This window comes from Streptomyces sp. TG1A-60, assembly GCF_037201975.1.
Classification (GTDB): Bacteria; Actinomycetota; Actinomycetes; order Streptomycetales; family Streptomycetaceae; genus Streptomyces.
Genome location: NZ_CP147520.1, coordinates 1,310,038 through 1,323,596, shown reverse-complemented (window position 1 = coordinate 1,323,596; position 13,559 = coordinate 1,310,038). Strand labels below are relative to the sequence as shown.

Annotated in this window: 10 protein-coding genes and 4 pseudogenes; 8 read left to right on the top strand and 6 right to left on the bottom strand. The window is 70.5% G+C overall.

Translation table 11 applies throughout. The annotated features are described in order from the left end of the window. Positions 1–38: 38 nt before the first annotated feature. The 4 genes and pseudogenes from WBG99_RS05240 to WBG99_RS05225 all read right to left on the bottom strand — a co-directional run. Positions 39–335 (bottom strand): annotated as a pseudogene (locus WBG99_RS05240) (urease subunit gamma); the annotation flags it as partial. 581 nt (positions 336–916) lie between these two features. After that, on the bottom strand, positions 917–1,387 hold the full coding sequence (locus tag WBG99_RS05235; RefSeq protein WP_338895196.1) for a hypothetical protein: 471 nt from the start codon (positions 1,385–1,387) through the stop codon (positions 917–919). Between the two features lie 43 nt (positions 1,388–1,430). Next, positions 1,431–1,673, bottom strand: a pseudogene (locus WBG99_RS05230) (hemin transporter); the annotation flags it as partial. Positions 1,674–1,684: 11 nt separating this feature from the next. Then, positions 1,685–2,801, bottom strand: a pseudogene (locus WBG99_RS05225) (SulP family inorganic anion transporter); the annotation flags it as partial. Positions 2,802–3,146: 345 nt separating this feature from the next. On the opposite strand from WBG99_RS05225, the gene WBG99_RS05220 reads away from it, so the two are divergent. After that, positions 3,147–4,091 (top strand): universal stress protein, encoded by a 945-nt coding sequence (locus WBG99_RS05220; RefSeq protein ID WP_338895195.1) that lies wholly within the window; start codon positions 3,147–3,149, stop codon positions 4,089–4,091. 61 nt (positions 4,092–4,152) lie between these two features. Beyond that, positions 4,153–4,422 (top strand): annotated as a pseudogene (locus WBG99_RS05215) (universal stress protein); the annotation flags it as partial. Between the two features lie 125 nt (positions 4,423–4,547). On the opposite strand, the gene WBG99_RS05210 reads toward WBG99_RS05215, so the two are convergent. Next, positions 4,548–5,252 (bottom strand): CBS domain-containing protein, encoded by a 705-nt coding sequence (locus WBG99_RS05210; protein WP_338895194.1) that lies wholly within the window; start codon positions 5,250–5,252, stop codon positions 4,548–4,550. 38 nt (positions 5,253–5,290) lie between these two features. Further along, positions 5,291–5,755 carry a cyclic nucleotide-binding domain-containing protein gene (locus WBG99_RS05205; RefSeq protein WP_338895193.1) on the bottom strand — a complete coding sequence of 155 codons (465 nt, stop codon included), beginning with the start codon at positions 5,753–5,755 and terminating at the stop codon, positions 5,291–5,293. A gap of 236 nt (positions 5,756–5,991) precedes the next feature. Between WBG99_RS05205 and WBG99_RS05200 the strand changes: the two genes are divergently transcribed. The 6 genes from WBG99_RS05200 (at position 5,992) to pflB (ending at position 13,544) form a co-directional block, all read left to right on the top strand. Further along, positions 5,992–6,192, top strand: coding sequence for a hypothetical protein (locus WBG99_RS05200; protein WP_338895192.1), 201 nt, complete (start codon positions 5,992–5,994; stop codon positions 6,190–6,192). A 99-nt stretch (positions 6,193–6,291) separates the two neighbouring features. Beyond that, positions 6,292–6,681, top strand: coding sequence for a pyridoxamine 5'-phosphate oxidase family protein (locus WBG99_RS05195; RefSeq protein ID WP_338895191.1), 390 nt, complete (start codon positions 6,292–6,294; stop codon positions 6,679–6,681). A gap of 249 nt (positions 6,682–6,930) precedes the next feature. Beyond that, a complete protein-coding gene (locus WBG99_RS05190) occupies positions 6,931–7,761 on the top strand; it encodes a universal stress protein (RefSeq protein WP_338895190.1) in 831 nt (276 codons plus the stop codon). A 128-nt stretch (positions 7,762–7,889) separates the two neighbouring features. After that, positions 7,890–10,274, top strand: a complete 2,385-nt coding sequence (locus WBG99_RS05185; RefSeq protein WP_338900223.1) for a phosphoketolase family protein — start codon at positions 7,890–7,892, stop codon at positions 10,272–10,274. A 153-nt stretch (positions 10,275–10,427) separates the two neighbouring features. Then, positions 10,428–11,051 (top strand): hypothetical protein, encoded by a 624-nt coding sequence (locus tag WBG99_RS05180; RefSeq protein ID WP_338895189.1) that lies wholly within the window; start codon positions 10,428–10,430, stop codon positions 11,049–11,051. Positions 11,052–11,282: 231 nt separating this feature from the next. Continuing rightward, entirely contained in the window at positions 11,283–13,544 is a 2,262-nt protein-coding gene (pflB, locus tag WBG99_RS05175; RefSeq protein WP_338895188.1) for a formate C-acetyltransferase, read from the top strand. Positions 13,545–13,559 lie beyond the last annotated feature (15 nt).

Sequence of the window (13,559 nt, the reverse complement as noted above, 5' to 3'; positions counted from 1 at the left end):
TTGCCGGGGTAGACCTCGGGCTCCTCGGTTGCCTCCGGGATGGGGTCGTGGATCGTGACCAGCTTGGTGCCGTCCGGGAAGGTGGCCTCCACCTGGACGTTTTTGATCATCTCCGGGACGCCGTCCATCACGTCGTCACGGGTGAGGACCCGTCGGCCCGAGTCCATGATGTCGCTGACCGTCTTGCCGTCGCGTGCCGCCTCGAAGACGTGAACGGTCAGCAGGGCCATGGTCTCGGGGTAGTTGAGAGGCAGCCCCCGGTCGCGGCGCTTGTCTGCCACGTCGGCCGCGACGTGAATCAGCAAGCGCTCCTGCTCATGCGGAGTCAAATGCACGATGAGCCAATCCTGTTGATCGGACGGTGGTGCGTGCGACCGGGCATGCCGAGGGGCGCGGACCACGCTCTCTGGACGGCGACGGGCGCTCTCCGATCATCAGCGGGACGGGAATGGCGAGACGGCCGAACAGCGGATGACCCACACCATCTGGTGAATCCGTGCACCACGCCGTTTTCAACGCGCCGGACAGGAGACGCGGTGCCGGAGCGTGGGCGATCCCGCAAGTCGAGTGGACTACGCGGTCGGGGTCGCACCCGACACCACTTCTGCGGCCGTCGAGGACTTCCGCCAGGCAGGCGTCGCCGTATCCGGAGGCGCACCCGCGCAGTAGTTCCGTCACCGGCGCGGCCGGCGCCATCACGTCACGCGCTCTTCGATCACCCGAGGTACAAGGACCGTCATGGTTGGAGTTCATGCAGTGGAACGTGCACACGCCGGCCGTGAAGATGCCATGAGGCCGCAGCTGCTGGAAAACGTGCGGTACGTGGCAGTCGCCGAGCGGACAAAGCGCGTGGCATTCGGCAGGTGAAAGCAGACGAGTCCTGGCTAGACTGGCAGCGTGGGTGGGGGAACATCGCCTACTGTCCCGAGCCGACAATCCATCCCGACGAGCCGCTGCCAGTGGTCGTCGCCGGGTGCGCGTCCGCCGCCCTGCCACTGCCCTCGGCAGGACGTTGGATCTGGTTGCCGCCGCGCCACGGCGGTGCTGATGTGTGGTGACCGTGGTGCCCGGCGTGGGCCGCCTTGTCGGTCTGGCGGCGCAGCCGGGCCTGGAGCTGGTCGACGACCTCACGGCCGGTAGCCTCCTCGGCGAACACGACCACTTCACGCCGTCCGACGTGCAGAGCTGCCGTCGCCGACCAGGGACGGTCTGCGTGGTGGGCGGCTGCTCTCGTGATCCGCACCTCACCGGTGACGGGAGGCAGTCCCGGCCGGTCCACGACGGCGTCGATCTTCGTGCGGGCGTAGGTCATGGTGTCCTCGTCCACCTCTCCGTCCGAGCGCAGCAGTACGATGGGAGTGGTGGCCTGGGTGTCCTTGCTGGTCATGTCGGTTCCTCTCCTGGAAGTGCGGTGGGATGTCCGACCTCGTTCAGGCCGCCGGGCCGGGCAGCCACAGGTCGGGGCCGAAGACCTCGTAGCGGATGCGCTGTGCCGGAACCCCGGCGCGCAGCAGCTGTCCGCGGACGTCGCGCATGAACGGGAGCGGGCCGCACAGGAAGACCGTGGCGCCGTCGGGCAGTTCGATGCCGTCGAGGCTCATCAGGCCGTCGCGGGCGTCGGGTTCCTCCGGGCCGGGGCGCTCGTACCAGAAGACCGCGCGGGCGCCCGGCAGTTGCATGACCGTTCGCGGCGGAGTTCGTCGACCGCTTCCAGGGCGGTGATGTCGACCTCCACATCGGCCTCGGTGTTGAGGACGAACCAGCGGACCGGCTCGGTCTGTTCGTCGAGTGCGGCCAGGGCCCGGTGGCGGAAGTCCTCCGCGTTGGCGAAGAAGAGCGGGGAGTCGTAGCGGTAGACGAGTAGGCCGGGGATGATGCGGGCCTCGGGGTAGTCGTCGATGTCGTGCATGCCGGCCACGCCGGGCACCAGGCCCTCGATGGCGTCGTGCGGGCGGGCCACCCGAGTGAGCAGTTCGGCCACGGACAGACCGACGGCGACCAGCACGCCGTACAAGATGTCGAGGGCGTGCACCCCGGCCAGGCAGCCGAGCGCCAGTAGCAGTTCTCGGCGGCGGGAGGACGCCAGCCGTCGGAAGCCCGCCAGGTCGATCATGCGGACCGCCGCGTAGACCACGAGCGCGCCGAGGACCGCCGTGGGCGTGCGGGTCAGCAGAGGGCTCAGGAAGAGCAGGACCGACAGGACGGCCGCGTCGGCCACCAGCGAGTACGCCTGGCTGCACCGGCTGAGGAGCCCAGTGCGGTTCGGCTGGCGCTGCTGCTGACCGGAAAGCCGTGCAGCGTGCCCGCGCCGAGGTCGGCGGCGCCCAGCGCGAGGAACTCCTGGTTGGGGTCGAGCCCAGATACCAGATCAGCACCGGCCGGGACAGCAGGTCAGCGATGAAGCAGAGCCGCGCCGCCCATGCCGGCACGCACAACAAGCCGACCGCGATCGCGAGGGTGGCTGCCAGGGTTGCGTATTGGGCCGGATCTCCGGCGGCGAGTGGCCCGACCACCGTCGCCGTCATCAGTGCGGTCGTCGACTCCGGGCCGACCGAGAGCAGGCGGGAGGAGCCCAGCAGGGCGTACAGGGCGAGCGCCGGCAGGATCGCCCACAGTCCGGCGACCGGCGGCAGGCCGGCCACCCTCGCGTACGCCATCACCCGGGGCACGAGATACGCGGCCACTGTCACCCCGGCCAGGACGTCACCCGGCAGCCACGAGCGCCGATAGCCGAACAGCGCACCGAGCCCGGGCACCAAGCGGCGCCACCTTGGAATACGGCCGGCCGAGCTCTGGGACATGATCCTCCTTGAGCCGAAGGAACTCATGATCCTCCGGAACCCTGGTCGGCCGCGGGATGCCGAACGGCCCGCGGGTGCCGCTGCTCCCAGGTGTTCTCGGACGCGGTTCGGCTCCGAGCGCACGACTCTCGGCGGATCGGGCTGGTGACCCTCGGTCTGCTCGACACTGGCCTCGCTTTGCTCGCAAGTACCGCTCTGTCACGGCTGGCGTCGCGGGCACTGCGATGGCGCGGACACCTCGGCCGATGGGGCCTATCGGCCCCGGACCGGGGACCTGCGGGCTCTGCATCGCGTCTCGCCTCGTCGCCACCCTGGAGTCAGAACCCCGACCAGGAGGTGGACGACATGTCCCGCAACGTCACCGTGGGCCTCGACGGCTCGACCGAGAGCCGTGCCGCTGCCGAGTGGGCGGCGCGCGAGGCGAAGCTGCGCGGCCTGCCGCTGCGGCTGGTGCACGTCTGGGAGCCCGTCCCGGAGCCCATGGCGCAAGCCCCGCTCCTGGGCGCCGAGACGCATCAGCACTGGAGCGAGCGAAGCGAGACGGGGGTACCCCCGGCCGAAGGCTGGGGGAGGATTCCGCGCGAGACGGCCGAGGGACTCCGCCTGCGCCACCCCGGCGTGCACGTGGACATGGAGCAGATTCTCGGCCAGCCCGCCGAGGCGCTGACGGAGGCGGCGAAGGACGCCGAGCTGCTGGTCCTCGGCTCCCGAGGGATGAGCGGCATCGGAGGATTCCTCGTCGGCTCCGTGGGCCAGGCCGTCGTGGCGCACGCCGAGCAGCCGGTGGTCCTCGTCCGGGCGGGGGAGCAGTCCGCGGACGGGCATGCCATGGATCCGTCCGCAATCCCGTCCGCTGCGGCCCTGTCCGGGCCCGTCGTCCTCGGGCTCGACACCGACAGCCCCGACGACACGCTGCTCACCTTCGCCTTCGAGGCGGCCGCCCGCCGTGTCACTCCCCTGCGGGTCGTCCACGCCTGGAACCTTCCGCACCACTTCGCCTACGGCCTGCCCGCCGACCCCGAGCTCAACGCCATGCTGGGCAAGCAGGACGCTGCCACGCTGGCCGAGGTGCTGCACCGCTGGAAGGAGAAGTACCCGGCCGTCAAGGTCATCCACGAGTCCCGTTCCGGCAGTGCCGCCGTCCAGCTGGTCGACGCCTCCCGGGAGGCGTCCCTGGTCGTCGTGGGCCGGCGGATCCGCCGTAGCCCGCTCGGCGCCCACATCGGCCCTGTCACGCACGCGGTACTGCACCACGCTACCGCCCCCGTCGCCGTCGTCGCGCACGACTGAACGCACCCCCTGAAGGAGTGGAGATCACGAACGCAGCGGTGGAACGACCCTCAGCGGGCCCTTGGTCGTGGGCGTGGACGGTTCCGAGCCGAGCTTGCGTGCCGTCGACTGGGCGGCCGACGAGGCCGTGCTGCGCGGGGTGCGTTGCGGGTGGTGTACGCCGGCCTGTGGGAGCGGTACGAGGGTGCCGCGCTCGCCCGGGACCTCGGGAGCCGATCGCGCTGCCGTTGGCCCAGGACGTCGCCGGCGCCGCTGCTCAGCGGGCACGTGCCCGGCACCCCGACCTGAAGGTGACAGCCGACGTGTGTTCGAGGAGCCGGCGTACGCCCTGGCGGCCCTCAGCTCCTGAGGCAGCAACGCGGCCATGGTCGCCGCAGGGACGGTGCGCGCTCGACGGGGACGTACGCAGCGCCGCCAGGTCTTCGCCGCGATGTTGCAACGTTCACTCGGGGCGATTCACGACGGTGAGGCGTCCTCGCTGTGACTCGACTGGTCAGGGGTCGCCTTTGAGGAACGGCCGTGCTCGGAGACGTCGAAGTCCACGTCCACGACCCCCTCAACAGCCCGGATCAGACGCGCCGCCACGGGGACCAGGGACGTGTCCCGGATGCGGCCGCTGAGCGTCACGACCCCGTCCCGCACCGTCACGAGTGCGGCTGACGTCGACGCGGGGAAGAGGTACGACACCACCTCCCGGCGGACCTCCTCCGCGATCTCCTCGTCCTCGCGCAGGAACACCTTCAGCAGGTCGGCGCGGCTGACGATGCCCTGCAGCATGCCTACGTCGTCGACGACGGGCAGCCGTTTGACCTTCGCGTGCGCCATGGTCCGCGCGGCCTGGGCGAGCGTTGCGTTCGCGTGGACGGTGAGGGCCGGAGAGGTCATCAGCTCCCCGGCGGTCACAGCGCCGGCCTTCGCCAGGTCGGACAGGCGGCGCAGCTGGGTGTACCGGTCGGGGTCACTGTCGCGGAACTCCTCCTTGGGCAGCAGGTCCGCCTCGGAGACGACCCCGACAACCCGGCCCTCGCCCTCCAGGACGGGAAGGGCGCTGACCTTCCAGTCCTGCATCATCCGCACGATCTCCTTGAAGGAGGCGGCACGGCCGATGGCGGCGACAGTGTGGGTCATCACGTCGCTGACGATGTGCGGGGTGCCGTGCATGATGCGTCCTTGGCGACGGTCGCTTCCACTCGGCGCGGTCACAGGAGGCTGCCGCTGCCGTAGGGGGCGTACAGGTCCAGCAGCCGGGTGCGGGCCGAGCGCAGGCGGTGGGCGAGGACACCGCCCACCCACTGGGCGACGCTCGCGCCGAGCGCGGGGTCGTCCTTGCACATCGACCGGATCGTGGTGGCGTCGAACTCGTAGGCGCGCACCGGGCTGGTCGCCTCGGCGCCCAGGTGCCAGCTGTGCGGGGCGAACAGCCAGGACCAGCCGATGAGTTCGTTGTGCCCGAGGGTCTCGATGACGGCCGCGCGGCGGCCGGGCACGCGCATGTCGAGGGCGACATTGCCGGTACGGATGATCCAGAACCGATCCGCCTTGGCGCCTTCCTCGAAGAGGCGGGTGCCTTGCGGAAACGACACCTCCCGGGCGAAGTGCATCAGCCGATGGCGGTGCTCGGCCGGCAGTGCCTGCAGCATGCTGGCCGTCGCGGGAGCGTTCATGACGTGCCTCCAGTCAGGGCGTACGAACCTGCCACCTCCAGCGTGCTCCCGTGCCCCCGTGCCGGGCGATGGGCCACCCGGCCCCATGGCCGGGCCACCCGGCCCCATGGCCGGGCCACCCGGCCCCATGGCCGGGCCACCCGGCACCACGTCCGGGTCCTTCGGCACCCTGTGCCGAAACGGTCCTCGATGTTCGATGAAGACGAGAGACCACTCGGCAGAAGGGGGTGTGCATTGTGGGTACGTCTCTGACACCGGAGTTCTGGAGGCTGTTCGCCGTCATCCTGATGATCTCCACCGCGGTCGCTTTTGTGCTCAGCGCCGCGCTCGACGCGCTGGCGCTGCGGGCACAGCGGCGCCGCATCCGTCGCCGGTCGGCCGTCGTGCGGGCGACCGAGGCACCCCGTCGATCTGATCGGATCCCGGTCCATCGCTGAGCCTGGGACGCCTTTGGCCGCCCTACCAGGTCAACGGCAAGACGCCCGGCTGGACACCGTCAAGGCCGTACTCGTGGCCCCCATGGAGGAACGCAAGCCATGCGCGCCAAGGTGCCTATCGGCCGTATCGTCTTCACGCGCCGCGCCCTGCCCGCCGTGCTGCCGGTCAACTTCAGCCTGGACGGCGACGGCGCGGTCCTGCTGCGCACCTCCGCAGCCTCGGAACTGGTCCGCGCGATCGACGGCGCGGTGGTCGCCTTTGAGGCGGACGAGGTCGACGCGGCCCGGCATTCCGGCTGGAGCGTTGTCGTCACCGGGTCGGCCACGGTGGTGACCGACCCGGCCGAACACGAACGTCTGGCCCGCACCGGCCCGGTCTCCTGGGTGCCCGCGCCGCAGGAGGTCTTCGTCCGTATCGAGTCCGAACTGGTCACCGGCCGTGAGCTCGTCGGTGGACGCACCCTGTACGGGGTGGACCTCACTGCCTGAAGGTCTTTCCTCCGTCTTCCCGCTTCTTTTCGTCCGGGCCGGGTCCGGGGCCGTACGGCCCGACGGGACGGGGCCGTACGGCGTGCCGACGGGTTCCGTCGGCCTCTGCCCGCAACGCCCGCGGACGACGAGCATCTCCGTGGAGCCGCGGCGGGATCGACGTCCGGCCGACCGGCGTCGATCTTGTCACCGCCCTCGGCACCCCTGGGGGCTGCACACCCCGAGCACGGAACAGAAGGGAACAGGAAAATGACTGACCGCCATGTGGTCGTTGGAGTGGACGGTTCACTGGTCGCCGTACGGGCCTTGGACTGGGCCGCAGAGGAGGCGGCGCGCCGCGGCGCCGCGTTGCGCATCGTGTACGCCGTGGCCGACCGCGACGAGGCCGGGCCGGTTCTGGCGTCGGCCGCCTCGCGGGTCCACGAGCGTCATCCCGGTCTGCCGGTGGAGACCAGGGCCGTGGAGGGCGGCGCTGTGCGGGTGCTGGCAGGGGAGAGCGAGGGCGCGGTCCTCACCGTCGTGGGGACCCGGGGGTTCGGCGGTGTCTCCGGTCTGCTGGCCGGCTCGGTGAGCTGGCGCCTGGCCGCGCACGCGCACGGTCCGCTGCTGGTCGCCCGTGGGGATCACCCTCGCGACGAGGGACGCGAGGTGCTGCTCGGCCTGGAGAGCGACGCCGATGAGGCCGCAGCCGCTTATGCCTTCCAGGAGGCATCCCGGCGTGGGGCCCGGCTGCGCGTCGTGCACTCCGCAACGCACCGGCACACCACGCCCGAACTGCCCTCGCTGGTTGCCGCGACGAGCCCCGGCCAGCAGCGCCAGGCCCAAAGCGACCGGGCGGAAGAAGCCGTGCCGCGCTTCGGCATCGCCCGACTACGGGAGGAGTACCCCGAGGTCGAGGTCGACAGCCGCACGGTCCGCACCGGCCCGACCCACGCCCTGCTGGCGGGTACCCGCGAGGCCGGCGTGGTGGTCATCGGCACGCGCCGGCGCGTGGGCCGGCTCGGTCCACCGCTCGGCCCGGTCGCGCATGTCCTGTTGCACCACTCCCACTGCCCCGTGGTGCTGGTGCCGACGACCTGAAGACGAGCACACCGGTAGAGCGGATGGCCCGGTCGGCCCTGTCGGGTACCCGGCGGGTGGGGGGAGGGTGAGGAGGTACCACCCCGCATGCACCTCCGACCGAACCCCGACCCGGAAGGGACCCCATGATGTCCGTCGACACGCGGCAGGCGTCCGCTCCGCTCACCGACGACGAGCTGAGGACGCTGGACGCCCACTGGCGCGCCGCGAACTACCTGTCCGTCGGCCAGATCTACCTCATGGCGAACCCCCTGCTGACCGAGCCGCTGCGCGCCGAGCACGTCAAGCCGCGGCTGCTCGGCCACTGGGGTACCTCGCCCGGGTTGAACCTGGTGCACACCCACCTCAACCGCGTCATCAAGGCCCGCGGCCAGGACGCCCTGTGCATTTGGGGCCCCGGCCACGGCGGCCCCGCGGTGCTCGCCAACTCCTGGCTGGAGGGCAGCTACAGCGAGACGTATCCCGACGTCTCGCGCGATGCGGCCGGTATGGAGAGGCTGTTCAGGCAGTTCTCCTTTCCCGGCGGCGTGCCGAGCCACGTCGCACCCGAGACGCCCGGCTCGATCCACGAAGGCGGTGAACTCGGCTACTCCCTCTCCCACGCATACGGGGCCGCCCTCGACAACCCGGACCTGTTGGTCGCCTGCGTGATCGGCGACGGCGAGGCGGAGACCGGACCACTGGCCGCGTCCTGGCACTCCAACAAGTTCCTCGACCCCGTGCACGACGGGGCGGTGCTGCCGATCCTCCACCTGAACGGCTACAAGATCGCCAACCCGACTGTGCTGGCCCGGCTCCCCGAGTCCGAACTCGACGCCCTGCTGCGGGGATACGGCCACGTCCCGATCCACGTCACCGGCGACGACCCGATGACGGTCCACCGGGCGATGGCCGCCGCGATGGACGACGCGCTGGACCGGATCGCCGCGTTCCAGCGCGCCGCGCGCGAGGACGGCGCCACCGAGCGCCCCCGCTGGCCGGTGATCGTGCTGCGCACCCCGAAGGGCTGGACCGGCCCGGCCGAGGTCGACGGCCTCCCCGTGGAGGGCACCTGGCGCTCCCACCAGGTCCCGCTGTCCGCCGTACGGGACAACCCGGAGCACCTGCGGCAGCTGGAGACATGGCTGCGCTCCTACAAGCCCGAAGAACTGTTCGACGAGCACGGCGGCCCCCGCGAGCAGGTGCTGGCCTGCGTCCCCGAAGGATCCCGGCGCCTGGGCGCCACCCCGCACGCCAACGGCGGGCTCCTGCTGCGCGAACTCCCCTTGCCCTCGCTGGAGCGGTACGCCGTCCCCGTGGACAAGCCCGGCGCGACCCTGCACGAGCCCACCCGCGTTCTCGGCGACGTGCTGGAACACGTCATGCACGCCACCCGCGGGAGCCGTGACTTCCGGATCGTGGGCCCGGACGAGACCGCCTCCAATCGGCTCCAGGCCGTCTTCGGCGCGAGCGGCAAGGCGTGGCAGGCACAGACGCTTCCGGTGGACGAGCACCTGGACCGGCATGGCCGGGTGATGGAGATCCTCTCCGAACACACCTGCCAGGGCTGGCTGGAGGGCTATCTGCTGACCGGCCGGCACGGACTGTTCTCCTGCTACGAAGCCTTCGTGCACATCGTCGACTCGATGGCCAACCAGCACATCAAGTGGCTGCGCGTCACCCGCCACCTGCCCTGGCGCGCCCCCATCGCCTCCCTCAACTACCTGCTGACCTCGCACGTCTGGCGCCAGGACCACAACGGCTTCTCCCACCAGGACCCCGGCTTCGTCGACCACGTCCTCAACAAGAGCCCTGAGGTCGTACGGGTCTACCTGCCGCCGGACGCCAACACCCTCCTGTCGGTGGCGGATCACGCGCTGCGCAGCCGCGACTACGTCAACGTGATCGTGGCCGGCAAGCAGCCCTGCTTCGACTGGCTGACCATGGACCAGGCGAAGGTCCACTGCGCGCGGGGCGCCGGGATCTGGGAGTGGGCCGGCACGGAGAACGGCGAGCGGGAGCCGGACGTGGTGCTCGCGGCGGCCGGTGACGTTCCCACGCAGGAGGTGCTGGCCGCCGCCCAGCTGCTGCGCACCCACCTGCCGGAGCTGACGGTGCGGGTCGTGAACGTGGTCGACATCGCCCGGCTGCTGCCCGCCGAGGAACACCCGCACGGGATGAGTGACTTCGAGTACGACGGCCTGTTCACGCCGGACAAGCCGGTCATCTTCGCCTACCACGGCTACCCCTGGCTGATCCACCGCCTCGCCTACCGCCGCACCGGCCACAAGAACCTGCACGTGCGCGGCTACAAGGAGATCGGCACCACGACGACACCGTTCGACATGGTCGTCCGCAACGACCTCGACCGCTACCGGCTGGTCATGGACGTCATCGACCGTGTCCCCGGCCTGGCGGTGCGCGCCGCGGCCGTACGACAGCGGATGGAGGACACCCGGCTGCGTCACCACGAGTGGATCCGCGTCCACGGCACCGACCTGCCGGAGGTCGCCGACTGGTCCTGGGACGGCTGACCGATGCCGATGGGCCCCGGACAGGGGGTCGTTCGGCCCACGGTCCGGGGCCCTGCAGCCCCTCCGACGGGCGTCGACGACGCGGGACATTGAAGGCGCAAGGAGAGTCGCCCAACATCCTGCGCGTCGTACCCCTCGAAAGGGATGAGCATCATGGCAGTGCACGACCACCCCCACCGGCATCTGGGATTCCGCTTCCCGTCCCGGCACAGGGCGGGGACGGCTCCCGCCTCCGCCGACGCGACGACCGCCGCCGCGACGGCGACCCGGGCGTACGTGTTCGCAGGGCTCCGTCTCCTGACCGGGTTCGTCTTCCTGTGGGCGTTCCTGGACAAGACCTTCGGCTTCGGTTACGCGACCGGCTCCGGCAAGGGCTGGATCGACGGCGGCTCGCCCACCAAGGGCTTCCTCGGCGGTGTCGCCGTCGGCCCGATGGAGTCCACCTTCCACGGCTGGGCCGGGGCCGCTTGGGCGGACTGGCTGTTCATGCTGGGCCTGCTCGGCATCGGCGTCGCCCTGATCGCGGGCATCGGTCTGCGGCTCGCCGCGGTCGCCGGCACCGTGATGATGGCGTTCATGTGGATCGCGGAGTGGCCGCCGGCCAAGCACCTCTCCGACGGCTCGGCGAGCATGTCGACCAACCCGTTCGCCGACTACCACCTCATCTACGCCATCGTCCTGATCGCCCTGGCGGTCGCGGGCGCCGGCGCCACCTGGGGACTGGGCAAGGCGTGGGCGCGGCTGCCGTTCGTCAGCCGCAACCGCTGGCTGCTCTGATGGCCGCATGCGGGTCGGACCGGGGCACCTCCGCTCGTCGGCGGGGGTGCCCCGGTCGTTCGTGCGCCGGTGGCCAGACGATGCGGCTCGGCCTGACCGGGCCCAACGGCCCGGCAGGCGAGGGACCGATGGCGCGCCCCGGGTACGCCGACAGGCCCTCCCCGCAGGCATCGCGGGCGACGAGCATCGAAAGCGCAGAAGTTCACGCGCAGAGCGAGGGAGAGACCGGCGATGACGGCAACAGTGACAGCTGGAGCCCGGACGGCGACCGAGGCATGGCGAGGCTTCGCCGGCTTGCGCTGGCGGGACCACATCGACGTACGCGACTTCATCCAGGCCAACTACACGCCCTACGAAGGTGACTCGGCGTTCCTCGTCGGCCCGACCGAGCGCACCCTCACGGTCTGGCGCAAGGTCGCCGCTCACTTTCCCGATGAGCGGCGAAAGGGAATCTTCGACGTCGACCCGGGCACCCCGTCCACCATCACTTCGCACCGGCCGGGTTTCATCGACCGTGACCGCGAGCTGATCGTCGGCCTGCAGACCGATGCTCCGCTGAGGCGGGCGATCATGCCCAACGGCGGGCTGCGGATGGTCGAGAACAGTCTGCAGGCGTACGGCTACAAGGCCGACCCCTTCGTCAAGCGCGTCTTCAGCACCTACCGCAAGACCCACAACGACGGTGTCTTCGACGCCTACACCCCCGAGATGCGCGCTGCCCGCAAGGCCGGGATCATCACGGGTCTGCCGGACGCCTACGGCCGTGGCCGGATCATCGGCGACTACCGGCGCGTCGCGCTGTACGGCACGGAGCGGCTCATCGAGTCCAAGCGGGCTGAGCGTGCGCTGCTGGACGCGTCGGCCTCGAGTCCGGATGTCATCCGTGACCGTGAGGAACTGGCCGAGCAGATACGGGCGTTGGGTGAACTGACGGAGATGGCGGCCTCGTACGGCTGCGACGTCTCCCGCCCCGCCGCCACTGCCCACGAGGCGGTGCAGTGGCTCTACTTCGGCTTCCTGGCGGCGGTGAAGGAGCAGAACGGCGCCGCGATGTCGCTGGGCCGCACCTCCACGTTCCTGGACGTCTACGTGCAGCGGGATCTCGACGAGGGGACCCTCGACGAGTCGCGGGCCCAGGAGCTGGTCGACGATTTCGTGATCAAGCTGCGGATCGTGCGGTTCCTGCGCACCCCGGAGTGCGACGCGCTGTTCTCCGGCGACCCGACCTGGGTGACGGAGTCCATCGGCGGTATCGGCGGCGACGGGCGCACGCTGGTCACCCGCACGTCTTTCCGCTTCCTGCAGACGCTCTACAACCTCGGCCCGGCCCCGGAACCCAACCTGACCGTGCTGTGGTCGTCCGGGCTGCCGTCCGGGTTCAAGGAGTTCTGCGCTCAGGTGTCCATCGAGACCAGCGCCGTGCAGTACGAGTCCGACGACCTGATGCGCCCGCGCACCGGCGACGACACCGCGATCGCCTGCTGCGTCTCCGCGATGGCGGTGGGCCGGCAGATGCAGTTCTTCGGCGCGCGGGTCAACCTGGCCAAGGCGCTGCTGTACGCGATCAACGGCGGCCGGGACGAGATGACCGGCGAACAGATCGCGCCCGAGGCCGCCGCCCTGACCAGCGAGTACCTGGAGTACGAGGAGCTTTCGGCCGCGTACGACCGCATGCTGGACTGGTTGGCGCAGACGTACGTCAACACGCTCAACGTCATCCACTACATGCACGACAAGTACGCCTACGAGCGCATCGAGATGGCGTTGCACAACCACCCGGTGTACCGCTACATGGCCTGCGGAATCGCCGGGCTGTCGGTGGCCGCCGACAGCCTCTCCGCCGTCAAGTACGCCCGGGTGAAGGTGATCCGGGACGCCACGGGCCTGGCCGTCGACTACGAGATCGAGGGCGAGTTCCCGGCGTACGGCAACAACGATGACCGTGTCGACTCCATCGCGGTCGGCCTCGTGAAGTCCTTCATGTCCAAGGTCCGCCGCCACCCGACCTACCGGAACGCCGAGCACACGCAGTCCGTGCTGACCATCACCTCGAATGTGGTGTACGGCAAGCACACGGGCAACACCCCTGACGGCCGCCGTGCCGGAGAGCCCTTCGCGCCCGGCGCCAACCCGATGAACGGGCGGGACCGGCACGGGGTGGCCGCCTCCGCGCTGTCGGTGGCCAAGCTGCCCTACGAGCAGGCCCGGGACGGCATCTCGCTGACGACCACGATCACCCCCGAGGGACTGGGGCACGACCCGGCCGAGCGCGCCGGCCATCTGGTCGGAATCCTGGACGGGTACATGGCCTCCGGTGGCTTCCACATGAACGTGAACGTTCTGGACCGGGCGACGCTGGAGGACGCGATGGAGCACCCGGAGAAGTACCCGGAGTTGACGGTCCGGGTCTCCGGGTACGCCGTCAACTTCGTCCGCCTGACGCGCGAGCAGCAGCTCGACGTGATCAGTCGCACCTTCCACGGATCGTTGTGAGCACCACGGTCGAGC

Excerpts from the sequence above, each read along its gene's own strand:
- WBG99_RS05220 (WP_338895195.1), top strand. The coding sequence starts at position 3,147 with ATGTCCCGCAACGTCACCGTGGGCCTCGACGGCTCGACCGAGAGCCGT.
- pflB (WP_338895188.1), top strand. The coding sequence starts at position 11,283 with ATGACGGCAACAGTGACAGCTGGAGCCCGGACGGCGACCGAGGCATGG.
- WBG99_RS05205 (WP_338895193.1), bottom strand. The coding sequence starts at position 5,755 with ATGAACGCTCCCGCGACGGCCAGCATGCTGCAGGCACTGCCGGCCGAG.
- WBG99_RS05210 (WP_338895194.1), bottom strand. The coding sequence starts at position 5,252 with ATGCACGGCACCCCGCACATCGTCAGCGACGTGATGACCCACACTGTC.
- WBG99_RS05235 (WP_338895196.1), bottom strand. The coding sequence starts at position 1,387 with ATGACCAGCAAGGACACCCAGGCCACCACTCCCATCGTACTGCTGCGC.
- WBG99_RS05180 (WP_338895189.1), top strand. The coding sequence starts at position 10,428 with ATGGCAGTGCACGACCACCCCCACCGGCATCTGGGATTCCGCTTCCCG.
- WBG99_RS05190 (WP_338895190.1), top strand. The coding sequence starts at position 6,931 with ATGACTGACCGCCATGTGGTCGTTGGAGTGGACGGTTCACTGGTCGCC.
- WBG99_RS05185 (WP_338900223.1), top strand. The coding sequence starts at position 7,890 with ATGTCCGTCGACACGCGGCAGGCGTCCGCTCCGCTCACCGACGACGAG.
- WBG99_RS05195 (WP_338895191.1), top strand. The coding sequence starts at position 6,292 with ATGCGCGCCAAGGTGCCTATCGGCCGTATCGTCTTCACGCGCCGCGCC.